This window comes from Candidatus Symbiopectobacterium sp. NZEC151, from assembly GCF_025962655.1.
Classification (GTDB): domain Bacteria; phylum Pseudomonadota; class Gammaproteobacteria; order Enterobacterales; family Enterobacteriaceae; genus Symbiopectobacterium.
The window spans coordinates 151,135-177,015 of the sequence record NZ_JAGFPE010000004.1 but is presented as its reverse complement, the minus strand read 5'-3'; the positions used below and the strand labels follow the sequence as shown (position 1 = coordinate 177,015).

General features: G+C 44.6%; 17 protein-coding genes. 4 read left to right on the top strand and 13 right to left on the bottom strand.

From position 1 onward, the window contains the following. Positions 1–23: 23 nt before the first annotated feature. The 9 genes from J5067_RS14165 to J5067_RS14125 all read right to left on the bottom strand — a co-directional run bounded on the left by J5067_RS14165 (position 24) and on the right by J5067_RS14125 (position 14,817). The gene (locus J5067_RS14165; protein ID WP_264643545.1) at positions 24–977 is read right to left on the bottom strand and encodes an N-carbamoyl-D-amino-acid hydrolase; all 954 of its coding nucleotides are present in this window, start codon (positions 975–977) and stop codon (positions 24–26) included. Positions 978–1,007: 30 nt separating this feature from the next. Beyond that, positions 1,008–2,243 (bottom strand): Zn-dependent hydrolase, encoded by a 1,236-nt coding sequence (locus tag J5067_RS14160; protein WP_264643546.1) that lies wholly within the window; start codon positions 2,241–2,243, stop codon positions 1,008–1,010. 34 nt (positions 2,244–2,277) lie between these two features. Beyond that, entirely contained in the window at positions 2,278–3,033 is a 756-nt protein-coding gene (locus J5067_RS14155; protein ID WP_264643547.1) for an ABC transporter permease, read from the bottom strand. A gap of 12 nt (positions 3,034–3,045) precedes the next feature. Then, positions 3,046–3,825, bottom strand: coding sequence for an ABC transporter ATP-binding protein (locus J5067_RS14150; protein WP_264651378.1), 780 nt, complete (start codon positions 3,823–3,825; stop codon positions 3,046–3,048). A gap of 35 nt (positions 3,826–3,860) precedes the next feature. Next, entirely contained in the window at positions 3,861–4,898 is a 1,038-nt protein-coding gene (locus J5067_RS14145; RefSeq protein ID WP_264643549.1) for an ABC transporter substrate-binding protein, read from the bottom strand. 40 nt (positions 4,899–4,938) lie between these two features. After that, a complete protein-coding gene (locus J5067_RS14140; RefSeq protein WP_264643550.1) occupies positions 4,939–5,922 on the bottom strand; it encodes a MurR/RpiR family transcriptional regulator in 984 nt (327 codons plus the stop codon). 250 nt (positions 5,923–6,172) lie between these two features. Next, positions 6,173–10,528: a hypothetical protein gene (locus J5067_RS14135; RefSeq protein WP_264643551.1), complete on the bottom strand. Its 4,356-nt coding sequence runs from the start codon at positions 10,526–10,528 to the stop codon at positions 6,173–6,175. A 127-nt stretch (positions 10,529–10,655) separates the two neighbouring features. Further along, positions 10,656–14,345 carry a hypothetical protein gene (locus tag J5067_RS14130; RefSeq protein ID WP_264651377.1) on the bottom strand — a complete coding sequence of 1,230 codons (3,690 nt, stop codon included), beginning with the start codon at positions 14,343–14,345 and terminating at the stop codon, positions 10,656–10,658. 205 nt (positions 14,346–14,550) lie between these two features. After that, complete coding sequence (locus J5067_RS14125; RefSeq protein WP_264628947.1) at positions 14,551–14,817, bottom strand: DksA/TraR family C4-type zinc finger protein; 267 nt, start codon at positions 14,815–14,817, stop codon at positions 14,551–14,553. 121 nt (positions 14,818–14,938) lie between these two features. Here J5067_RS14125 and J5067_RS14120 point away from each other — a divergent pair, with 121 nt between their 5' ends. After that, entirely contained in the window at positions 14,939–15,178 is a 240-nt protein-coding gene (locus J5067_RS14120; RefSeq protein WP_264643553.1) for a DinI family protein, read from the top strand. A gap of 23 nt (positions 15,179–15,201) precedes the next feature. Here J5067_RS14120 and J5067_RS14115 read toward each other — a convergent pair whose 3' ends face one another. Continuing rightward, the gene (locus J5067_RS14115; protein ID WP_264643554.1) at positions 15,202–19,419 is read right to left on the bottom strand and encodes a hypothetical protein; all 4,218 of its coding nucleotides are present in this window, start codon (positions 19,417–19,419) and stop codon (positions 15,202–15,204) included. Between the two features lie 392 nt (positions 19,420–19,811). On the opposite strand from J5067_RS14115, the gene J5067_RS14110 reads away from it, so the two are divergent. Both J5067_RS14110 and cybB read left to right on the top strand, forming a co-directional pair. Beyond that, positions 19,812–20,402, top strand: coding sequence for a flavin reductase family protein (locus J5067_RS14110; RefSeq protein ID WP_264627728.1), 591 nt, complete (start codon positions 19,812–19,814; stop codon positions 20,400–20,402). A gap of 144 nt (positions 20,403–20,546) precedes the next feature. Next, positions 20,547–21,095 (top strand): cytochrome b561, encoded by a 549-nt coding sequence (gene cybB, locus J5067_RS14105; protein WP_264627727.1) that lies wholly within the window; start codon positions 20,547–20,549, stop codon positions 21,093–21,095. 52 nt (positions 21,096–21,147) lie between these two features. On the opposite strand, the gene J5067_RS14100 is transcribed toward cybB, so the two are convergent. Next, entirely contained in the window at positions 21,148–22,404 is a 1,257-nt protein-coding gene (locus tag J5067_RS14100) for an MFS transporter (RefSeq protein WP_264643555.1), read from the bottom strand. 540 nt (positions 22,405–22,944) lie between these two features. Next, positions 22,945–23,283, bottom strand: a complete 339-nt coding sequence (locus J5067_RS14095) for a hypothetical protein (RefSeq protein WP_264643556.1) — start codon at positions 23,281–23,283, stop codon at positions 22,945–22,947. A gap of 350 nt (positions 23,284–23,633) precedes the next feature. Here J5067_RS14095 and J5067_RS14090 point away from each other — a divergent pair, with 350 nt between their 5' ends. Further along, the gene (locus tag J5067_RS14090; RefSeq protein WP_264651376.1) at positions 23,634–24,875 is read left to right on the top strand and encodes a Zn-dependent hydrolase; all 1,242 of its coding nucleotides are present in this window, start codon (positions 23,634–23,636) and stop codon (positions 24,873–24,875) included. Between the two features lie 23 nt (positions 24,876–24,898). Here J5067_RS14090 and J5067_RS14085 read toward each other — a convergent pair whose 3' ends face one another. Further along, positions 24,899–25,786, bottom strand: a complete 888-nt coding sequence (locus J5067_RS14085) for a helix-turn-helix domain-containing protein (RefSeq protein ID WP_264643558.1) — start codon at positions 25,784–25,786, stop codon at positions 24,899–24,901. Positions 25,787–25,881 lie beyond the last annotated feature (95 nt).

Below are 25,881 nucleotides of genomic sequence, written 5' to 3'. Positions count from 1 at the left end.
CTCATCTGCTGCCATGGTTAACCTCATTGGTGACGCGGACTGCCATCAGCCAGCAATGCCTCGCCTTTGAGCGCGGTAATCGGACCGTAGGCGTTGGGCTGGCGATGCACATCAAAGTTGAACGTGGTGCGTTTGTAGATCTGGCAGAAATCGAGATCGCAATGGGCTATCGCCACTTCATCGCCTTTGGTCAGACAGCTGGCGACCACTTCACCCGATGGCGCAATGATGCAGCTCCCGCCAATGTGTTCCACGCCCTCTTCCGTTCCCGCTTTCGCCACCCCCACCACCCAGGTGCCATTCTGATAAGCCCCCGCCTGCATAGAGAGTTGGTTATGAAACAGTGACAGATCGTCGTGCTCCGGCGCAGGCGCATTGTGCACCGGCGTGTTGTAGCCGATCAGCACCATTTCCACGCCTTGCAGCCCCATCACGCGATAGGTTTCACACCAGCGACGGTCATTACAAATCGCCATGCCGACCCGGCCGCCAAAGGCGTTAAACACCGAGAATTCTGTTCCTGGCGTAAAATAGCGTTTCTCCAAATGCTGAAAGGCGCGCCAGGGTTCGTGCTCACGGTGCCCCGGCAAGTGCACTTTGTGGTATTTGCCGACGATAACGCCGTTTTTATCCACCAATATTGAGGTGTTAAACCGCCGTTTTTCCCCCTGTTCCACGCTCAGTTCGGCGTATCCCAGACAAAAGCCCACTTGCAATTCACGCGCCAAATCGAACAGCGGCTGTGTTTCGGCACCCGGCATCGCCGCCTCGCACCAGCTATCCAGTTGGGACTCATCGTCGATATACCAGCGCGGAAAAAACGTGGTGAGCGCCAACTCGGGATACACGATCAGATCCGCACCCAGTTGGTGCGCCTCGCGCATCAGGTTCATCAAGCGTGCCACCACGGCAGCACGGGAATCTTGTTTATTGACCGGCCCTAACTGGCCGATAGCGACATTGACATAACGCGCCATGTGATTTTTCTCCTGTAAACGCATCGGGTATCAGGCGCGATCGGCGCGCTGTACGACGGCACCCAGCAGAACGTTCGCGCCCGCGATCAAATCCTGTGGTGCCGTAAATTCGTTAATGTTGTGGCTCAACCCCGCCACGCTGGGCACGAAGATCATTCCGGCCGGACACATGGCAGCCATGATTTGCGCATCATGCCCGGCACCGCTAGGCATGCGGCGCGACGGTAAGCCACGCAGGCGCGCCTGTGCAGCAACCAGTTCGACCATCTCCGGCGCAAAGGGCGTCGGCTCAAAACGCGCCAGCATGTTGCGTGACACGCTAATCCCTTCTTCGTGCGCCGCCTGTTCGGCAAATGCCCACAGGCGCTGTTCGGCCAGACGCAGTGCCTCTGCGTCGGTATTGCGTAAATCCACAGTCAAGGTCACGGTATCGGGGATCACATTGACCAGATTTGGCGTGAACACCAGATGCCCGACGGTAGCGACCTGATCGCCACCCAGCTCTTGTGCCAGTTGGCGAGCAAACACGCCGATCCTAGCGGCGACGTAACCGGCATCGTGACGTAACCGTATCGGCGTGGTGCCCGCATGGTTCGACACGCCCTGCAAGTGGAATTCGGTCCATGAAATCCCTTGCACACCTTCCACCACCCCAATCGCCAGCCCTTCTTCATCCAGCACTGGGCCTTGCTCGATATGCAGTTCGAAATAGCTGTCCACCCGGTTATTCCCCACCGATGCCGGACCGGCATAACCGATTTTCCGCAACGCATCGCCTACGGTGACACCGTCAATACCGCGGGTTGCCAGCGCGGTTTCCAGCGCCAGCCCGCCCTGATACACCAGGCTGCCCATCATGTCGGGTTGAAAACGTGAACCTTCTTCATTGGTGAAAAACGCCACCGCAACGGGACGACGCAGCCGCACACCGGCATCTTTCAAGGTGGCAATCACTTCCAGCCCAGAGAGCACGCCGTAGTTACCGTCATACAGCCCGCCGGTTGCCACGGTATCAATATGCGATCCCATCATCACCGGCGGCGTATCGGTTAATCCGGGGTAGACACCCACGGTATTACCGATGGCATCCACCGTTACGTTGAGTCCTAACGCCTGCATGCGCGCCACTGCCCAATCACGCCCCTGCCGGTCTTCATCGCTGAGCGCCAGCCGACACACACCGCCCTGCGGCAATGCGCCTATCGCGCCCAGTTGATACAGCGACGCCATCAGGCGTTCGCCGTTAATGCGTAACTCGCTTGTCATGACATAACCTTTTTTATCGTGCTGCCGCGCGCCATCAACGATGCGCCCAGTGCGTCATCCGCTTTTCAATGAAGGCGAAGATTTCATACATCACCACCCCCATGGCGCCGATAACGATCAACCCCGCAAACACCAACGCCATATTCATGTTGGAGCTGGCCGACATCATCAGATAGCCAATACCCAGATTGGAGGCCACGGTTTCCGAAATCACCGATCCGACAAACGCCAGCGTGATGGCCACTTTTAACGAGGCAAAGAAGTAAGGCAGCGATCGGGGCAACCCCACCTTTTTCAAAATGTCGAAACGGGATGCCCCCAGTGAACGCAGCACATCCTCCATTTCAGGCTCTACCGTCGCGAGCCCGGTCGCGACGTTGACGACCACCGGGAAAAAAGAGATGAGAAAAGCAGTGGCAATGGCCGGAATGGTACCGATGCCAAACCACACCACCAGTACCGGCACAAAGGCCACTTTGGGAATCGAGTTAAACCCGACCAGCAGCGGATACACCGCTTTGTAAACCAGCGAGGACGCACCGACCGCAACCCCCAACACCAGCCCTACGGCTACCGCCAACACAAAACCCGCCAGCGTGGTGTAGAGCGTTTGCAGCGAATGCGCGGCGATGGGCCGCCAGTCCGCGACCAACGAGCGGAAGACATCGCTCAATGACGGGAACAGGTAGGTCGGCACATCCAGCCCCACCACAATCACCTGCCACAGAACGCCGAGCAGGACCAGCAGTGCCCAAGGGGCTATCTTGATTAACACATGACGAGATATCACGACGGGCCTCCGTTAGGCATGATGTTGTGAAGAGATGTGCTCGCGCAGTTCAAACACATAGCGAGAAAACGCATCGGTGTAGGTCACCTGAAGATCGCGCGGACGAGGAAGTTCAACCTCCCGGCGCGCGATAATCCGGCCCGGCCTGGCACTCATCACATAGACGGTATCCGCCAGAAACACCGCTTCACGCAGATCGTGCGTGACCAGCACCACCGTAAACGGCGCTTCCTGCCACAGATCGCGCAACATGCACCACAACTCTTCACGGGTGAACGCATCCAGCGCACCGAACGGTTCATCCAACATCAGCAAGCGCGGTTTGTGGATCAGCGCGCGACAAATCGAGGCGCGCTGCTGCATGCCACCGGACAACTCCCACGGGAATTTGTCTTCATACCCTTCCAGCCCAACCCGTTTCAGCAAGGCTCGCGCCTGCTCTTCATACTCGCGCCCTTTTTTACGTCGCGTAGAGCGGTAAGGCTCCACGATCTCCATCGGCAGCATGACGTTTTGTAGCGTGGTGCGCCAAGGCAGCAAGTTAGAGGCCTGAAACGCCATGCCGATGCATTTCTGCGGCCCCACCACTTCGCGTTTGTTGACGAAAACGTAGCCCTCACTCGGCGAGAGCAGCCCCGAGGTCAACTTCATGAATGTCGATTTACCACAGCCGGAAGGTCCTACCAGCGCCACGAACTCATTTTCATTGATACTGAAATTAATGTCCTTTATGGCCAGCTGTTCGCTGTTGCTGTACGCCAGACTGACATTCTCGAACTTAACGAAACTCATTGTTCACCACCTGAAATCATGCTGCCTGACGGAAATTACCGCACGGTACGATCGGCAGATGCCGGTAACAGCGCACTGGTAAACAACGCCTCCGTTTTCGGCGTCTCTTTCAACTCGAACGCGGACACCACATCACTGATGGAGTTACTCAAGCGCTGGGTATCCACACTGCCCAGACCGTTTTTCTTGGTTTCTGGCGTTACCACCAACTGATCAAACGCCAGTTGCAGGCGACGGGTTTCCAGCGGCAAATCGATCAGTGAATCCTGCTCCTTCACAAACTTGGCGGCGCTGACGGGATCGGCGAGGGTTTCCTGCACCGCTTTGTTAAAGGCACGCAAGAAGGCTTTGATGGTGTCAGGGTGTTTTTCCAGCATCTCTTTGCTGGCGATGATGGTGTTGCCGTAGAGATCGACGCCATATTGCGCATACGGGAAGATAGTCAGGTCATCAGCCTTGGCACCGCGCGCTTCGAGATTCAGCAGATTGGTAAAATAGAAGCCGGAAATCGCATCGACGTTTTTGCGCACCAGCAGGTTGGCGGTAACGGTGGGGTCAGCCGATTGCCAGGTGACGGCGTCTTTGCTCAACCCCACTTTCTTCGCAAAAGCTGGCCAGGCTTTGCGCGCGGCATCAAAGACCGGAGCCGCAATGGTTTTCCCTTTCAGGTCTGCTGGCGTTTTTACCCCAGTGCTTTTCAGCAAAAATACCGCGGCAGGCGTGGCGTTATACAGCATATAAACGCCTTTAATGCCGGTGCCTGGATGCTGGGATTCTTGTTCAATCAAAGCATTGAAATCGGCAAAGGCCATATCATAGGCACCGGTTGCCACACGAGTCACGGCACCCGCGGAGCCGTTACCGGAGTCGATCTGTACGTCCAGCCCTTCCTGGGCGAAATAGCCTTTGGCTTTAGCCATCAAAAACGGTGCAGAGGGCCCCTCAAAGCGCCAGTCGAGCGAGAATTTTACTTTGACAGGATCTGCCGCATAGGCGGATGACGCCAGTACAGATAAAGACAGTAGCGCCGTACAACCCAATTTGTGCAGTGTTGCGAATCTGGATGTCAACATCACGAATGTCCTCAATAGTGAAAGTCAGTGTGTAGCCGAATTAACGCCGGTTTTTGTCGTCCGCCGATGGGAGCGGAGCACGTTGATACAGGTCGCCAATCTGCTGATGAATATCTTCCATGCGTTGCATGCGTTGGCTTGCCCTCTCGGAACAGCAGGCCGCCAGCTCATTGCCAATAAAATTGACCATGCTGATGGCGGCGGTGTAGGAATCAAAAATGTCGCTGTGCTTTGCGGCACATGGGATGACCACATCGGCCAGCGCGCAGACATCAGATACCGGGGTATTACTGAGCACCACAATGCGGGTGCCATAGCGTTTGGCCACGCGTACCAGATGTAGCAGCAGTTGGATCTGGCGGGGAAAATCCACCACGAACAGCACATCCGTCTCGCGAATGTCCGCCAGCACGTCGGCAAATTTCGCAGCCGGATCGTTTATCAGTTGCACATCGCTCAGCGCATGAGAGAACAGCGACTGGGCATAGAAAGCAGGGGCGTAACTATTGCGAAACCCCAACACCCAAACGCGGCGTGCATCACGCATAAGATGCACCGCGCGTTCCAGCTCTTCAGGCATGCTGTCGCGCTGCATACCCGCCAGATTTTCGCGTTCCCGTTCGATATGCACATCAAGCCGTTCACGCACCGTTGTCGGATGTGGCGTGCGCTGTGCCAGATTAGTGAGCGGCGAATAGCCCATCGGCTCAATACCGCGACATTTCATGCGAAACTGATTGAAATCCTGAAAACCGAGGCGACGAAACACCCGCGCCGCGGTCGATTTAGAGACGCCCGCCAGTCGGGATAATTCCGTCGCGCTATAGCTTGCCAATTGATGTTGATGCGCCAGAATGACATCGACCAGCTTCTTCTCTGCCGGGGACAACGCGCCATAGATAAGGCGGATGGCAGTGTGCAACTCAGCCAATACGCTGGTGTGTTCTTCAGGTGCGGTTAGCGCGTTATTCATCATGACCTCGGTCTGCGTGGTACTTAACGTTTCGCGGTGCAAAGCAGCCACAAATGGCACATCTGTTTTATGAGAAAGCACATAACGAAACGCCTGTACCAACCACTAAGCAAAGGGCGCGCCAAAACCTTACCAATTCAAAGGTAATTATTTATCTACATGAAAAATATGGTTTTTATTGAGTAATCAGAAACGGCCTAGCCGAAAAATGGCGGCGGTGATGCATGTAGTATTTCAACTTTGGTGCAGATTTCACGCGTTTTGCACCATGACAATGCAGGGAGGCAAAGTAAAAGGGTACTCACTGTGGAAATTTTGTTAGCTTTGCCAGATCTCTGATAATTAAACTTAGCGTATCCGGATTATTGACTAAAAAAATCATCCGGAGATAATTATCACGTTGAAATATATGGTAAAGGGTGGAAGGTTTAAGCAAGCTGTCCAGGTTATAGGCTTTGTAGACCGGGTTGGTCATGAAATAAACCTTGCATAAATAAACAAATCTTTCGCTTAGCATCTTTCCTGTAATAATATGGTACTCAATACGGGCAATCGAAGCATCAACATCCTCAAGATTCCCCTCCGCATCTGTTCTTAGATAAAAATAATCATCCGGGCTGCCCAAAGCATGCACTGCCTCGTGGCGCATCGTATCCGCAGCCAGATTGACATAGTATTGCTGCTCGGTATATCCCTCATACTCTCGCTCGTCAGGGGTGTAATCTGCCGGAATAAACTCTGCATTGATAAATATTCTATCGAGTGGATCGTTAACGTAGGAAAACCCTAATATATTGCTCTCAGCGCGCGCTTCGTCCATCCCGCTCTCTCGTTTTTTTACCGCGATAATAATATTATCTTTAGCTTCATCACCAAAGACCAGCTTCATTTTATTTATCTTATCGCAAAAAATTTCACTAACATAATCCCTAACCTTTTTATCTGTTATCCTTAATTTATTCAACATATATTCATCGAACTCAGAATAATCATTACTGATTAAATAGCTGGCGCTGGATAGCGTTGCTTTTGTTTTATCAAAGGCTTGTAACATGATAGTAGAGACAGCAGTATATTGATGCTCCTTTTCAATCACATCGAGGCTTTTATACGCGTACTGTTCAGGATCCCTGAAAAGCACTGTTTTCTTTTCTTCAATATACAAATCTGCCTGCTGAACCGATGTGACAACTTTTTTTCCACTACGCTCAAGCAAGTTATACACCTCATGCATATTCTCATTGTTGTATAACTTAAACGGCAACCCAGACAAATCTGATCCATCAATATTAAAATCATGTCCTCTTGAATTACCCGACTGCCACTTGACCGATTTATCAGCCAAATCTCTGTCGAGAGAAAAGATCATCTCTTGTGCTTCAGAAGGGGTAGTAATGATGATTTTCTTAGTGCCAAAATCCTTAACAATGCTGACATCTGTGATTAAAAAATTAGGATTGATTTCACCATCATTATTCTTTCCATAAAGTTTAAAGTAAGTGGGGATAGCATTATCACTCACTGGACTCTCTAATGCATGAAAGAAAACATCATTATTGGATAAGTAATATAACTTACTGTCAAGCTTAATGTCTTTGTAAAAGCCATTGATTCCCACATAAGGTTTGAGTATTTCACTGGGTGAATCAAATTTCAATCCAGCACCAACATTTCGCTTCAATAAAAAACTGATATCGTTGCTTTCATAGAAATCAGCCGTACACAAAGAGAAAATCTGCCGTTTAGTTCTGCACATTGATGAGCGAAGTTTATAACGTTGCCGTCCTGAGTTAATGCCTGCCCCCTGAGGCATTAAATAATAGGAATTTGATTTCTGGTTCTTATAAAGATGAATACCCTCCTCCTCACCGGTTAACTCACCTAAAATATAGGTATCATCACCATTAGCCTTGATGCTTATTAATCTGTCTTCATAAGGAAGATACTCTTTCGCTTCACAAATAACAGCGCCATCGATGCTCTTCGACGGTGTTAACGCATGCATAGCGAGTTGACTAATGGTCTGTGAGTCTTTAGCACTGAGCAATATTTTATGTTTATTAATCTCGTTCACAATAGTATTGTCGATATAATAATCCTGGTCATAAGTCTCCCAAGGCAATCTCTCTAATGGATATTTGATGATTGAATAGATTCCAGTGACAAGATCAGGTTTGATAACAAATTTCCCACCTGAATAGGTTAACGGCAGCAAATCACCCTTACCTTCTAAATACATCGTCATACTGTCATCAACATGAAATCTAAAATACTCATCTGATATTTTTAAATATTTATTATGATATTTATCGAATTGATATTTCCTCCCTGCCGTTATCGGCCCGACATTGTGGTGTTGGATATCCATACTGACCAATTCATTCTTTAGTTTTTGATCAGACTCAATCAGTGATATCAACGCTTCGCTTGCCAGCGGCGTATGCTCACTTTCAAAAACCCATTTCCCCGCACGCTGAGTAATAGGCCGATACCCTCTGTCATCCTTGGCCATGTACCTGAAAACATTATCTGATATTTGAATCTCTAAGGCTGGCTTGAAAACATTGCCGACAAGCGCATAAGCCATGCCGTCAAATCTGATTAAAATTCCATCACCGTAGATTTCTGGTGAGCTATTTTTATAAAAATAAATATTTTTGGCGTTTGTCCAGAAATTTTCAGCCAAATTAAACGTGCTTTTAACTTCATTATTAAAAGGTAAGTTTTTATCAATCACCCAACAATTATGTTCATTATAAAATATTAATCCTTTGCTTTCCTCATCAGCGAAATGGTTGGCGACTCGGTCAATATAAACTGTCTTCTCTGGCCTCTGTGTTTTAATAATCAAATTATTATTTTTATGCTTGATGTTTTTGACAATGCTACTGATTCGTTTATCATCATTATTGTTTGCTATCTCATTTACCGTTTTGGTGAGCAAAGAGGATACAATATCTTTTGCCAGAGATAAGGTATAGTTTTCCAGATCCTCGAGATAATCTATAGACAGTTCTTTGTTATCAATAGAGTCAGAAATCATATCCAGAACGGTAGCGAAAATTAATGTTACCAGTCGTGTCTTATTATAGGTGGGTAACCATGTAAAAAGCCCACCTAATGCAGTCTCTATCTTTTGGGAAAGGGCATTAAAATTAGTGTAATTTGTACAACCCATGCCATAAATTTCGTAATGTAAAATCACACGCCCCTCTTCAATCAGAGAGGTCACTGGGCTCTTTACTGTTTTACTGATAACTCTTAATATTTTTGAAACTGACAACGCTTCCCGTTGATCGTGACAGTCCGTGGTTTTCACCCTCACCACGTCGTCGATAGTTGCACTCTGATTTTTTTCTCTTTCTTTTGGTGAATATATTCTCTTTTTGATATCATACATAACCTGAGAACGCCGATTGGCATTAAAGGAAAATCCTCTCTCGACTGAGCCATTTTTGTTTTTATTGACAGAAAGGTAGGGATCGACTTTCCCATCAACGCCAGGACGTTTCTTATTTGTTCTCTTTCGCTTATGATTATTTTCGAGGAAAGAAAAATGATGGGTTTTCCCTTTGAACATAGCGTTATGTTCTTTTATTAAAACACGAACTGTTCTTTTATCTTTTTTAGACAAGCTTTCAACAATCCGCCATAGCTTTACCAAATGGATATTTGCAAGAAAAAAGGACAGGTTATTTATTTCATTAGCAAAAGCGCCATAGATATATTTATGCGTATACTGAATACACTTTAACAACAGCCTGATATTTCTTTCTCTTTTATTTTCAATTTTTTTTACATCTGGTGATGATTCTGAACGCCTAAAAATATGATGAAATTCATTTCTTAAATGCCGGTCAATTTTTTCATCGCGTGTAAGATTAATTATCTCACTCAGTATGTTTTTATTTTTAATAATTACTCTTCTGCTCTGTCGCGCCACTCTATCAGGAGGGGCGTTAGCATGATCTACAACGTAACCGTCGTCAAAACTGGATACTACCAACTGATTTATCACAGAAATATCATTGTAAAACTCCTCTTCTGATATTTGCCACAATCCAGTTACAGGATCAGGAATGCCAATAATAGTTTTGTCGGTGTAAATGGAAGGGTTCACAAAATCATCGTCATTCATTTCATAGGGATATTCAGAAGAATTTTTAATGTCCAAATAAATACCCCGATCGTTGTGATAATTATTTTTATCACTATGCTGTTTTTGGGGGGAGTGGTTATTGCGATAATAAACAACTCCGGCAAATCCAGCGCCAAGGAGCAGACTGCCAAAAACCAATGCTTGCTTTTTTGTCAGATTGAACCCAATTTTCTGTTCATTAACACCTCTTGTTTTCTCTTTCAACGCCTCACTTTCATCTATCAGCTTTTGCCCCGAGAGGGATATGTGAGAAAACGCACTCTCGTCAGTACGTCGTGGTAAGGATGTGCCGAACGAGAAAACCCGTGTAATAAACGAAAATATGCTGAACACATCCGCCCGCGGGTTCGCTTCCTCGGCCAAGGTTTTTCTCGCCGCCGATGCAACAGGCCGGCCATTGGGCTGATGATGTAATCGATGAGCGGTAGTCATTTCATTGAAATTTTTACAATAAGGCAAATTTTCGAATGAATGCTTTTGGTTTGTTTTTACATGCATCAATAAATGCTCCGATTGTTACCAACATAACTCGTCATTAATAAATATCATTAGCTATTAGCCCTATGACTACTTACAGAGAAAATTATCATCGTGCATGACATCTAAATAAGACAAACAAGTCCGGTTATAACAGCAAAACATGATCCCGTGCAAAATCACGAATCAGCAGCGTTAATGTATCCGGGTTATTTAACAGAACGATAGCGCGAAGATAATTATCCCTGACGAAAAGCTGATGAAACACGGCTGGTTTCATCAGACTCTCTATATTGACTCCAGCATATATAGGGTTGCTCATAAAATATGATTTACAAAGATAGACAAATCGATCATTGAATGCATTTCCCGTCAGGATAAAATACTCAATCCGGTCGATAGCGTCCTCAACCTGTTGCAGTTTCCCATTTTCATCTATTCGATGATAAAAGTAATCATCAGGATTGCCTAATGCATGTATGGCTTCATGGCAGAGTGTTCCAGACATCAAGTTTACATAGTACTCTTGCTGGCTAAATCCCTCATAATCACTCGCATTCATGGTCAAATCATCAGGGATGATATCCGTATTTAAAAAAACCCGATCAAGAGGGTCATTAATAAATGAAAAACCTAAAACATTACGATTCACATCTATATTTTTCTTATCCGATGCTATCGGATGGTTTTTGTTTCTGACAATAAGAATAATATTTTCTTTATTATGCATGCTAAACAACTGATTTATTCTACCTGAGATCTTAGTGAATGAATCAATAAAAATGTCAATCACTCTTTTATCAGAAATCTTTAACCGCTCAATGATATACTCATCAGCTAAATAACGATCGCTTTTGACAAATCGACTTGACTTATCAACCATTTCTATTGCATTACTATAGGCTTCATTGAATATCGCTGATAAAATGACATCACTCTTTTCATTCTCTATTGACGCTAACGTTATATAATCAAATGAATCAGGCCTGTTGATGATTTCTTTTATTGCATTATTAATATAATAATCGGCATCTTTTATGGAAGTAATGCTCTTTTTGCTGCTCAAATCAAACAGTTTTGTGACTTCATCACTATCAAATTTTTCATGTAACTTGCGTAATAACTGCTCAATATCTTCACTTCCCTTTTCAGCGATGATACCTTCCGAACTGCGTTGCTGCCACCTTAGTAATTTTTGTGAATACGTTTTGTCTAAGTCCAATACGATTTCTTGTGCTTCTATAGGCGTACTCACGATAGTTTTTTTATCATAAAAATCTTTTATGATGCAGACATCTGAAATGACGAAACTGGGGTTTATTTCGCCCTCTGCATTTTTTCCATACAGTTTAAAATAAACAGGTGCAATTCTATCTTCGGCGCTGTCCACTTCACTGGCATGAAAATAAACATTATCATTAAAAAAATAATAGAGCTTATTTTCATCATTTTTATTTCGGTAAAAACCGTCAAGATCGCGGTATGGCTCTAACATTTCCTTTGCGTTGAACAATTTAATGCCATTATCGACATTCCGTTTAAGTAGAGAAGTAAACTCTGCCGTTTCATAATACGCGTTCATGCACCCTGAAGGTACTTGCCGCTTTACTTTGCATTGCAATGTTTTGGTATTGTATTTATTTATTTTGATACCACTTTTTTTTTGAAAAGAATAATAGGTATTTCCTCGACTGTTTTTATATAAAAAAATACCATCATCAGCATGTCTCTCATTCGGTAATAAAAAATAATCATTTCCTAAGTCTGTAACCGCAATCATTTTATTGTTATAAAGAAAAAAATATTTTCCGTCTAAAACGTAGGCACCATCAATTTTTTGGGATCTATCATATTGATGTTCAGCAAGAAAAGTATCATCAGAAAAGGATTTGGCTTGCATGAATAACTGACTACGGGGCATCCTCTCAACCACGCTGTTATCTAGATAATAATTTTTATCATCATGGGAGGAAAAAGGTTTTTGTAACGCTTTTTTATAGTATGAAAACTGTCCTTCTGCAAGGTATGATTTTGTATAAAACTGGCTATCTTTTTCTCTCAAGGGAAGTATATCTCGATGTCCATCAACATACAGAGAGCCGAACACATCTTGCTTAACCCTGTAATAACCTTCATTGATTTTTAGATATCGATTGTAATTTTTATCGAACTGGAATTTTCTGGATAATGTTATTGGCCCAACGTCGCTGTGTGCTACGTGATTCCTAACCAATCTATTTTTGATGTTTTCTTTTTCTGTTAAAAAATGAACCAGATCGCTGCTCGCAGAATGGGTTATTTTACTTTCAAACACCCACTTTCCTGCTCGCTGTACAACAGGGACATACACACTGTGTTTCAATGCCAGGTAGCGAAACACTCTCGGATTGACTTGAAATTCTTTTGCCGGATAAATTCTATTTCCAATAACAATATACAGTTCATCTAAATGTCTTATTAAAATCGAATCACCATAAAACTCGGGTGAGCTGTTTCTAAAATAAAACACCCCCTTTTCATCCCTCCATATCTTATCAATCAATCTCTTGGTTTTTTTTACTTCGTGATTAAATTGAATGTTTCTATTTACAACCCAATGATTGTTCTCATAAAAAAGATATTTATTTCTTCTTTCATCGATGAAGTGGTTAAAAAAGTTTTTTACAGGAATATCTCTTATAGGGTGAGCTGTTCTGATTATTAATTTCCCTTTGCGATATTTAACATCATTAGTCATGGCATTAATCTCTTTTTGACCATCAGGCTTTATCATGTTATTGATCTGTATGGTTGATAAAGAAGAGATCATATCCTTCGCCAAATTAATAATATTATTATCAATATCCTCGATATAGGATAATGATAACTCCTTGCCTTCGATAGCATCAGAGATCATATCCAGGACGGTAGCCGCTATCAGGGTAATCAAGTGCGTTCTGTTATACATAGGAATCCAGGACAGCAGCGAATTGATAGCACTTTCAATTTTTTGAGAGATTGAGTTAAACTTACTGTGATCGACACACCCCTTGGCATAGATACTGTAATCTAACACTATCCGCCCCTCCTCAATCAATGAGGATATCGGGTATCTTATCGTTTTGCTAATCACTCGTAATATATCTGACAGCGCTAAACGCTCTCTTTCATCGCGACAATCTGTAAGTTTAATTATTTTAACGTCATCGTATGCTGGTGCATTTTTTTTAGTCTCCGTCTCTTTTTCAATGTGTCTTTTTCGAACGTACAAAACACGCGCTTTCGGAAAATGCGTCGTTACATTAGCCTCATTGGTATAGCCCTGTTTTTCATGCCTATCAGGGTATTTTTCAATAGTAATTTTTTGGTCAGGATACCGCGCTTCCGCAGGATAAATCGAACCGTTATCCGCTGAGATAGGCTGAATGGAATCGCGTCCCCACTGCCGGTAGCGAGAATAACCTAACCACCATCCTGTGCCGCCTAACATAATGAGTCCAATAGCTATCGTTGATTTTCTCCCAAGTGAGTAATCAGGAAGTACAGGTTTATCATTTATCTCACTGGTTTTCAATCTCTCCGACTCTACATATAATTGATGCCCACGCGCCATCAGCGTTGAGAGTGATAGATTATTGTCTTCATAGTGTACATTGCTTTCTCGTAAACAGGTTTTTGTTAATTTGGTGACAGTTTGATTTTGATGCCTTAGGTTTTTCCTGCCGCTTGGACATTCAGTGGAACTGGCTATTTTGTTAATTTTAGCAGGCAATATATTTTTCTGCATTGATGGTTTTATTGCATCCTCAACGGATAAGTATTTGTTTTTCTCGTCCGCTATAATAAGCCTCACATCCATAGGCAATCTCATACAAGAAGTACGTGGTCATGATATTGAAAACATGATTAATCATATACAGGCTTTAGATAAGCGGATACCAGTTAACGATGATTTATGCTTACCCTTTTATTATATTGATTTTTTTAGTTTTAATGAATGGCCGAACAATAAAACCCCCGAGAATATAAATAATATTCAATATAATATTTTCCAAACTAAAAAATTAGCGCAGTTGGCTATCCTTGGAACCCCGCCGATTATAACCAGAAAAATTTTGCTGTTTGACATCCAGAGACTTCTGACAATTCACACAAAAACGCACGCCAGGTAATGCTTTGCGTCTTGCCTCCGGGATCGGCTCACCGCACTCGGCACAATGCGACAAACTCTCACCAGAAGGCAGTTCATTTCTTACTCTGGCAACAGCGTCCTCAACCGTGCTGTCTATTTGCTCCTGTACCGCACCATCCCCTGCCCAGCCAACGGCCATGTTATGTACTCCAACGCGAATCATCTTGTCTTTATGGTAGTGTGGATGGGTAAAATTGTCTTTTCAAGCTTCATGTTTCCGTGTACTGTACATAAAAACAGTAACATCAAGGATAGCTTTCATGTTTGTTGAACTTGTTTATGACAAACGTAACGTTGCCGGACTGAACAACGCCCACACGCTTATCGAAAAAGAACTGATAAAACGCGTACACCGCGCCTTTCCCGATGCTGAAGTCAGGGCAAAGGCCATGCAGGCGAACGCGATAAATTCTGATGCCAGTAAATCTGACAAAGCGGTCATCAATCGCCTCATTGAAGAGATGTTCAATGATGCAGATGAATGGCTGGTTGCAGACTAAAAAAAATGCACTATGACAATAAATTACGCAAACTTTGCAATATCATTGACCAGCACGCTGATGGTGTCTGGGTTATTGATTAATATTACACCACGTAGGAAATCATCATATTGGAATAAAAGACTCAAGCTCTCAGGTTTGATCAAGCTATCCAAGTCATAGGAACTGTAAACAGGGTTGCTCATAAAGTAGAGTTTGCACATGTGAAGAAACTCTCCTCTGATCTGTACATTCCCTCGGATATAGAGCTCAGTGCGTGCTAACGTTTCTTCGATAGTGCCAAAATCGCCATTCCCATCAGAATAATGATAAAAATAATCTTCAGGGCGACCCAACGCATGGATCGACTCATGGCACATAGTGGCAGAAACTGCTTTGGTATCCTTAGAGAGTTTCTGAGATTTGATGTGCGGTGGGAGTGACCCATATTCTTTAGCGTGAATAAAATCCGTCATGATAAAGATTCTATCCAGTGGATCGTTTGAATATGAAAATCCAGCAACATTATTTTTCCTACTCAGGTCACCGTTGTCCATAGTCTGTTTTTTTTCATGCTTATTCATGACTAGAAAAATATTCGATTTATCATTTTCATCAAAAACAAGATCCATACGATTCAGTTTAATCAATAACGTATCAATGAATAATTTTTGAGCAGAAAAATCAGAAATTCTCAACCTATTCTCTACGTAGTCTTTCACCTCCGGAGATTGTTTTTCGATCAGCATACGGACTTTCGAAATATCTTTCTTAGTCTTATCAAAGGCATCATTGAATACCTCAAAAAGATAGGCATGAGAGGGAGAATCTGCAATAGACGTGATACTATTGAAAGAATAATCATCTTTATTCTCGAGAACATCAATTTTGTAATCATCAATAAATTCATTACTGTATTTTATTGACGTTACTAATTTTTTACTGCTGAGAGAGAAAAAATCCTTGACATGTTGTACATCACCATTATCCAATAATTTTTTTTTCAAGTTGTCCAACGATGTGAAAGAAGTTTCAAAAGGCTCACGTTTAATATCGGAATTTTGCCATTTTGATAAAGCGCTTGATACCTCAGCATCTAAATTAAAAACCATTTCAAGAGCTTCTGATGGCGTAGTGATTATCGTCTGCTTTGTGTCAAAATCCTTGATAATACAGACATCAGCAATGATGATATTTTTGTCTATCTCACCCTCATTTTTTTTACCATAGATTTTGAAAAATACAGGAACCATACCGTCGCTGATAGGTTCCTCTTTGGCATGAAAAAAAACGCCATCATTAGATAAAAAATAAAGGGAATAAGAAGCCTCTTTTTCTTTAAAAAAGCCATCAGCATCTCCATAGGGCTCAAGGTGTTCAACTGGAGCATCAATATTTATACTATGATCAGAGTTTCTTCTAAGAAGCGTAGTTATGTCCTTTGACTCCATAAAACGTGCGGTGCATAGTGATAAAACCTGCCGTTTAGCGATGCAGCGTGAATCGCGAATTTTTAACTGTTGTGCTTTGAATATCTCATTAACTTTTTTTGGCATGATAAAATAAGTATTGCTTTTTGAATTTTTGTATATTTTTATATTATCATCCCTCCCCAATAAATAAGTATCATCCCCATTATTAGATATCTCTATAAAGTTTTTATCAAAGATAATATAATCCACTCTATTGATAGTGACTGCACCATCAATGTTATTCGACTTTGACATATACTGAGAAAATGATTTTTGGAAACTGAAAATACCGTTAGCCGTGTTTAAAAATCTTCTTTTAGATATTTTATTAATCACGGAACTGTCTAAATAATACTTACCCACATCATCCTGTTCAAGTGGCTGTCTCAAGGCTATTTTATATACATCATACATATTTCCTAACAGATCAAAATGAACATGGTATTTACCAGCATCAAAATTAACAGGTAAAATGTCATGACACCCTTCAATATAGCTCGATGAAAAATCATTAGTTTTAAAAAGATAATAATTATCATCAATTTTTATGTATTTATTATGCTTGCCATCATACTGATAAAGTACCGATGGACGAATTGGTGTCACATTTTCATGAAGGGTATCCTCACTGACCAACTTTTCTCTTATTCTTTCATTGTTGACCAAAAAATCAATAAGATCCTCGCCTACGTATGGTGAATGCTTACTTTCAAATTCCCATACACCACCGATATTAACCACGGGCGTAAATACATCATCTTTATTTGCTACATAACGATAAACACCATCCGAAATAAGCGTTTCAGAAACAGAATACATCTCATTATCAACAAAAACATGAAGTATATCATCTATTCTTGCCAACGTTCCATCCGCATATAAATCCGGAGAGCTATTTTTAATGAGATAAATATCATATCCTTGTTGATAGATTCCATACGTATTTTCCAATATTTTTTTTGTTTCAGGTGTGAAACGAACATCTGGACTTATATGCCAAGCATTATCATCATTATAATAAATAACTTTTTTACTCATTTCATCGACAAAATTCCCATATTCTCTATCGATAAAAGTTATTTCATCAGGGTCTGAAGTTTCGATTGTTAATCTGTTATTTGTGTGTTTTATTTTTCTGGTCATCTTAAGAATTTCATCTTCTAAATTTTTAGACTCCATGTCATTTATTTGTTTTGCTGAAAGTGAAGAAAGCAGATCTTTGGTAAAACTAATAAAATAGCCATATATTTCACTTACGGAACTCACGGATAACTCATTCCCATCGATGGCATCGGCAATCATATCCATAGAAGTTGCAGCCATTGATAAAATCATCCGACCCCGGTTATAATGCGGTACCCACTCCATAAGCAGATCAATACTTTCATCTATTTTCTTAGTTAGCTCAACAATATGCATGTCTGTTGCACATCCCTCCTCTTTAACATTATAATCATAGAGAATTCTTCCTTCTTCAGCGAGTGTGGATAGGGGATGCTTTATTGCCTTAGCAATGAGTCGCAAGGTATCACTCAGTGTTGGATTTTCTCTTTCTTTTTGACAAAAAGTGAGATCAATAATCTTCACTTCGTCTTTTTCTGGTTTTTGCGCGGTAACATTTTCACCTTTTAAGACATGCTCTCTTATTGCTGAATAGAAATAATCATTCCTGTTTTTATGCAAAACCTGGCCGTGCGTAATAGTGTGTTTATACATATCCATCACATCGTATGGCATATCGACATTCTTATTTGAATATATATCACTGATGTATAACTTAACATCCTGGCGCAGTCTTTTACCCTCCCCCCCTTTCCTCGCTAACTTCACTTCGTCTAAAATCAATAATAACTTATCAATAAAAAACACCCCATAGATGAAAGAAACGCCACTTAACCCATTTTTCCTATTTTCATGAAGATAATGCAATGTTAAATCAATACAGGCCAAGATCAACTTCGCATCCCTTACCTGACCGTTTTTAGCATTACTGACCTCGACTGTTTCATTCGCTTTGGAGTATAACAAATGCAGTTCATTTCTAATTCGCCAATCGATCATTGGATCATTCAAAAAAAAATTTATTTCCTCTGAAACCGATATCTTTTTTTCCTTTAAGTCATTATGTGACCGCTGCACCCTTATTTTCATATCAACATTAAAAACCTTATTATAAAAATCATCCAAGTGTAGAGGTGCTAACTTTCCAATGACTTCAATTTCCTTCAAATACTCATGCAGTGTTATTTTAAACTCTCGAGTCACAGAGGAGTGATTAGTGAGTGAGTTTTCGCTGGCGTTTAGCACAGCGTTTTTATCGGAATCCTGTTGTATTGCGTTTAATCTCTGCATGCTGTAGGCGTTATTACCCTGCACAATTTGATGCACAGCAAAAGAAAGAGAGTCGTTTTTTTCTACGCTTCTATTTTCAGTAGATGGATTCACATTGCCATAAGTGCTGTATATTTTACGCCCAACTGTCGCTGTTAAAACTAATCCAGCCACAATACCAACAGCACGCTGAAAAGCGGGATGCCACATTCTGCCAAAGAAGCCATTAGTAGGCCTTACATTTTCGGATGAGCCAGGCTCACTTAATAAATGCTCGCTATCACACCCGGCAGCACCTGGTTTTTTGCTAAAAGAGGGTTCTTCTCGCGAATTTTTTACAACTATTATATCTTGCAAGCATGTCGCAGTGATGTTACAAGTTTCTTGCTCAGGAAAACCTGTTTGTGAAAATAACACTATATTACGATTAGTATTATTGCATTGTATTGCTTTTGGCATAAAAGACATCCATTTTATTAAAAATTACATGACCATCAGATATTCAAAAATACAAACAAAACAATCAATAGTGTATTTAGTGATACCGAATTTTCATATCATTAAACGATATAATATCGATGAGTGAGATCATTGGTATTAACCAATGGACCGAGAACTTGAAATTGATTGATAGGCAATTATTTTTGCATTGCTCAAAAAACAGGCTATCGCATTCACCATCATGTTAGCCACTGATGACTCGGCCCCGTTTTTATACATGCACTGATAATAAAGGAGTATTGCCTCCCTCTTTCGGGTCATTGTTCTGGTAGAAATGATGGCAGTAGTATCGGGGAGGGCTAAGGCCTGATGGCATTACGCCCGTCCACGTTCTACTGAGGTGATTGATAATGAAAAAAAGCGTTAACGTAAAATCGTTTTACTATGGTTTTCCGGTATTTTTGGCTTCAACTCGCGACCCCATCACGCAACAACTGAATATCGCGCCACTCTCTGCCTCTTTTTCACTCGGCAATACGCTGATGATTGGCGTAAATAAAAGCAACAAAACTCACGACAATATCGTGGCCGGTTCGGATGTGGTGATCAATATCCCCCCGCATCAGTTGTGGTCTAAAATTGAGCAGTTGGGCCGTGTGACCGGAAGAGAAATTGTGCCTGACAGTAAATTGAGTCAGGGTTTTTCCTACTGCTCAGATAAAGCGGATTTAAGCGGATTTACCCTGGAAGCCTCCACGCAGGTTTCCCCCGATCGTATTGCAGATTGCCCGATTCAGGCTGAATGTAAAACCGTCGACGTTATTGAGAAAGCGGCCTTCATTTTGGTGGAGTTGGATATCAAACAGGTGTGGATCGATGAATACCTGTTGAACGAAGATGGCTCCCTCAATACCGCTCAGTGGAACCCGCTTATCTATAAGTTCCGTGAATACAACACCACCACGCCTGCATTTGGGTTTAACTTTAAATACGGCAGTTGATGTGCTGATTGGCGGACGAGGCAGGACGTAAAGATTTTAAATCTCCCTTGACGATGTGGCGTTATTTCCGGTAACTCTCAACGTTTGTTTATGTTACGGTTTCTTGCTGCCGACTCGCTATAGCATTCAATGGGATATGCCACGATGACTCGATTCTCCAGATTACAGATTCACCTGCATTGGATAACGCTGCTGCTGATTGCGCTGGCGTATGCGGCGATGGAATTGCGGGGCTGGTTTCCACGCTCATCCTTTGCCTTTTCCGCAATGAGAACGTTGCATTACAACGCAGGGGTTGCCGTTTGGGTATTGATGTTTATCCGCATAGGGCTCAAGCACAAATACCAAACGCCCGCGATCGTGCCTGCGCCACCGCAATGGCAGCATCACCTCGCCACGCTGACGCATATCGTGCTTTATGCTACTTTCCTGGCATTGCCTTTATTGGGCATTGCCATGATGGCATATGGCGACAATGAATGGTCGCTCATGGGCTTCACCGTCTCCCCTTTCGTCACGCCCGATGAAGACACTCAGTTCCTGCTGAAAGACATTCACGAAACGCTCGCCAATCTGGGCTATGTGCTGATTGCCCTGCATGCAGGCGCAGCACTCTTTCACCATTATGTTCAGCGCGACAATACGCTGCTGCGCATGATGCCGGGCAAATCCGACACCACTCAAACGCGCTAAACGCCAAGGCCAGAGCATATGCTCTGGCCTTGTACGCTTACCCGGAGAAACGTTATTCCAGCGCTTTCCCTTTCAATTCAGGGATCAGGAACAGCGTCGCCAGAATATCCAGCACGTAGATAGCGGCAAGCAGCGCGATCGCCATCTGGAAAGAGTAAACGCTGGCTACTGCACCAATCACCACGGGGCCAAAACCCCCAATACCGCGTCCAATGTTGAACAGCACGTTCTGCGCGGTCGCACGGGCATTGGTTGGATACGCTTCAGACATCACCGCACCATAGCCACCCATCATACCGTTAACAAACACGCCGAGCAGCGCACCGGCCCACAGCATGGTCATGGGATCGGTCAGTTGAGAATAGGTCAAAACCATAACGACAGCGCCAACCTGGAACAACAAAAACGAGGGTTTGCGGCCAATACGATCCGCCAGTTGTCCAAACACCCAGATACCGGCGATCATGCCTAAAATAGTCACCGAGGTCCACATGGCCGATTTGGTCAGGTTGAAGCCCAGGGTTTTGGACAGAAAGCTTGGCATCCAGATCATGATGCCGTAATAACCAAAGTTCTGAACTGAGGTGAGCACCACGATCCCGGCGCTGACTTTACTGGTCGCCTTGTCTTTCATCAGCAGTTTGAAAGAAGACCAGGTCGAGGCTTTTTTATCGGTCTTACGTACAAACACTTCCGGCTCGTGCAGGCGGTGACGAATAAACCAGGCCACAAAGGCCGGAATAATCCCCACCAAAAACATGCCACGCCAGCCGATGTGCGGCAGCAGCGCAGGGGTAATCAGCGCTGCACCTAAAACGCCAGCCTGCCAGCCCAGTGCAACATAAGAAGACGCGCGGGCGCGATGCTTGGCGGGCCAGGCTTCCGCCGCCAGCGCCATACCAATGCCAAACTCACCGCCCAGACCGATACCGGCAATGGTTCGGTAGATCAGCAAATCCCAGTAGCCCTGCGCAAAAGCACACAGCCCGGTAAACACAGCGAACAGCACAATGGTCCAAGTCAGAACACGAATACGACCGTAACGATCGCTCAAGGCACCAAAAATCAAACCACCGATCACAGCGCCGATCAGTGTCCAGGTGACCAACGATCCCGCCTGACCGGACGTCAGGCTCAAATCCGCAGATATCGCCGTCAGCATAAAGCCGAGAATCAGCAAATCAAATCCGTCCATGGCGTAGCCCACTGCCGACCCTGCTAATGCTTTCCAACTGTAGCTGTCAACGTGTTCTTTTTCCGTGCTCTCCGGCCTTGACGCGGGTGCACTTTGTGAAGGAATGGATTCCATCCTGCTCTCCTGAATCATTGTTATAAGAATATGAAATTACGTGCCTGGTATTGCCACCCTTGCCCTTGTGCGCCACCAGTATCATTTTTGATACAAGCATGACTAGCAATAGTCATACCACTTTTCCTCCAACACCCACGCAAACGTTTACTTCGCAAAAGCGCCCAACGACGGAGTGCGAAATGAATAATAATTTGATTTATAACGAGTTATTTTTCAGCCATTTCCTAAGAACAGGGGAATGCCAATTTGTACTAAAAGGGTTGTGCACTGATTACGGTAAACACCAGCACCAAAATAATGCAAACGCACCATATTATCACTAAATCAGTGCAATAAAAGAATTCACGCCTAACATGCAAACCTATGCACTGATTTCTCATCTTTGGCCTTAAACAGTGGTAGGCAGCAAAATTTACCCGTTTGTTTTATTTTTGATACAAAATAACAAGCAATAGTTAAAAAAAATCCTCCTGAAAGCGGAGGATGTTTGGCAGAGCAACCCCTTGCATCGCTGGATGCCGGGGGGCGAATCGCACACTAAAACCGTTTTTTTCCCGATGAGTAGCTGGTCACCAACGCGTTAATCGCCTGATAGCGCACCGCTACCGATGCGGTTTTATCTGCCAACGCCGGTTTTACGATATCAAGCAATCGAATCATTTCCGTCTTAGCCTGATGCGCGAAATCAGGGCTAACTGCCTGATCGGCATACAATGTCACATAGCTATCCGCCAGACCGCGTAAAACGTAATAGGAAACCGCGTTATCAGGATCGCTCCCAATCAGGCTGTCCAAATCGCGGCGCAAGACAACATAGCTATCCGTGCCATCCAGACTCTGAGTAAATGCATGATATACCGTTGTAAAATCCATCATTGCCACCTTTAGTCGCGGTTAGTCAACCACATAGGGAAGCTACCTTTTCTAAAACGAATACCGCAACTTGTCAACTGTGTTCAGCAATGGATATCTAAAAATTGACACAAACGAACATCACCCATCGTTTTTTCTTATTACCACAAACAAATACTTTCTTAAAAACAGCTTATTGCTAAATCCCCTACTAGCACATTTCGATTTTTGTCTAAATTTTTAGACAATCATATTGACGAGCATTAAAAAAACGAGCAACACTAAAAACCATAACATCAGCCCAGGTTTACCAACGTGGTTGGCCCTTAGGGTTAACCGGTAATGGCTGACAGTACAGAGGATCAGGAGTCCCTATGCCGCCCCGTTTCACCACAGAAGACATCACGGTGTTGCTGGAAGAATTACGCCAATTTTCCACCACCCACGGTCAGGATGGCGTCACGCGTCTCGCCTTCAGCCGGGAGGACGAGGCGGCGCACCGTTATCTGGCCGACACGTTGGCGACGCAGGGGCTTGAGGTATGCCGGGACGCGATGGGCACGATATTCGCGCGGTTGCCCGGTCATGACCGTTCGCTTCCCGCGATTGGCACCGGTTCACACATTGACTCCGTGCCGAGCGGGGGCGCATACGACGGCACGCTGGGCGTGATCGCTGGCCTGTATGCCCTGGCGCAATTCGAACCCGGCGAGCTAAAACGCAGCCTGGAACTGGTGGTGTTCCGTGCTGAAGAGTCGAGCCGGTTTGGTTTTTCCTGTATCGGTAGCAAAGTGCTGACCGGGCACATCGATCGTAGCGCGTGGATGAAAAACACCGACGATCAAGGATTAACGGTATTTCAGGCACTGAGCGCGGCAGGTTATACCGAGCATGAATTCACCAGCTGTGAGCTAGCACCCGCACGCTACGACGCCTTTATCGAACTGCACATTGAACAAGGACGCCGCCTTGAAAACGAAGGAAAAACCCTCGGAATTGTTGAAGGCATTGCGGCACCAACGCGCTTTCGCGTGACCGTAACCGGTCTTGCCGACCATTCCGGTGCCACGCCGATGTACCAGCGTCATGACGCTCTGGTCGCCAGCGCCATGATCATTGAAGACGTGCACCATGCAGCCTGTAAAGAGATGGTCTATGGCACCGTTGGCACCGTCGGCAAACTGGACGTGTCGCCCAACGCGATGAACGTGATCCCCGGTTTGGTGAAGTTTTATGTTGATATTCGTGGCATCGATAAAAACAGCATTCAACGGGTAGCGGATCGTCTGGCCGATTCCGTCAGCAAAGTGGCGAAAGAGAACGATGTGCAGATTGCGCTGGAATCGCTGGCCGCTGAAACCCCGACGCTGCTGAATAAATCGATTTGCAGTGTGTTAGAAGAAAGCGCCGCGCAAGAGGGGATTACCAGCATGCGCATGGCGAGCGGTGCCGGGCACGATGCGATGTACATGGCCAGTCACTACCCCACGGCGATGCTGTTTGTGCCTTCTCGGGAAGGCATCAGCCACCACCCGGCGGAATACACGGCACCGCAGGATATCGCACTGGCCGCCACGGTATTGAAAAACACGCTGGCGCGGTTAGCCAACGCCTGAAGCAGAAACAACAGAGCGCGTCATCAGTAGCGATCGAGGGTATCACGTAACAAACGCAGGGCATCTTCCCCTTTGGCGGCATTTTCCCACAGCGCATCGAACAGGGATTGATGGTGGTGAATCGCCTCTTTTGATGAGGAAACCCACGCCACCCCGGCGCTGATATTGGGTAATTCCCCCAAACGGAAAGGGCTGGAGGCCACCGAAAGCGCCTCACTGTCGTTATAGAAAATCTGGAAGGTAGAAGAAGGGATGGTCTGTTTGGTGATGGCTACCTGAACGATATCCTTTTTCTCTTCCAATACCTGGAGCAGGTATTTCACTTCCTGACGCGCCGCCAGCACACGCTCCATGCGCGTACTGGGTGAAATATTCAGGGAACCCACCAGCCCGAGATGAATAAATTTCTCGATGTGCTGAATACCGATCAGGTTATGAATTTTCGGCAAATGGGTATTCAGGTGGGATTTACGTTCCGACAGGATAGCCAGCGTTTGTAATGACTTCGGGTCAAGTTTGTCGCCCTGCACCGTCGTGCTGTCGGTTTCCAGCAACATCTGTTGCAGGTAGGCATCGTATTTTTCTGAGGTGAGCAGATAGGAGAACGGTTCAAAGTGAGAATAAATACGCGTAGAGCCCTCTTCAAGTTGGCGCATTCTCTCAAAGAAGCCGCTGGCATGGGGATAATACTCCATGCCCACGCCCAGCAACGTCTCGACAGTGGTATTCAGGCACTGCGCCAGACGCTCAAGGGTTTCGATCTTTTTTATTTCGCCTTTTTCCAGACGGTATACCGCCGCACGCGATATACCCAGTTCGGCAGCAATCTGTTCCGCATTAAGCGACGCGGCAATCCGGTATGCACGCAACCGTTGCCCAATAGCCAAATAATCGATCGACGTGAGGTTCATGATTCCAGGCCACTGAATAATTTGCATTATTTTATCATCAACGGTTCTGACTGACAAATGTAGCCACCCGCGGAGAATACCGTGATGGCGCTTCA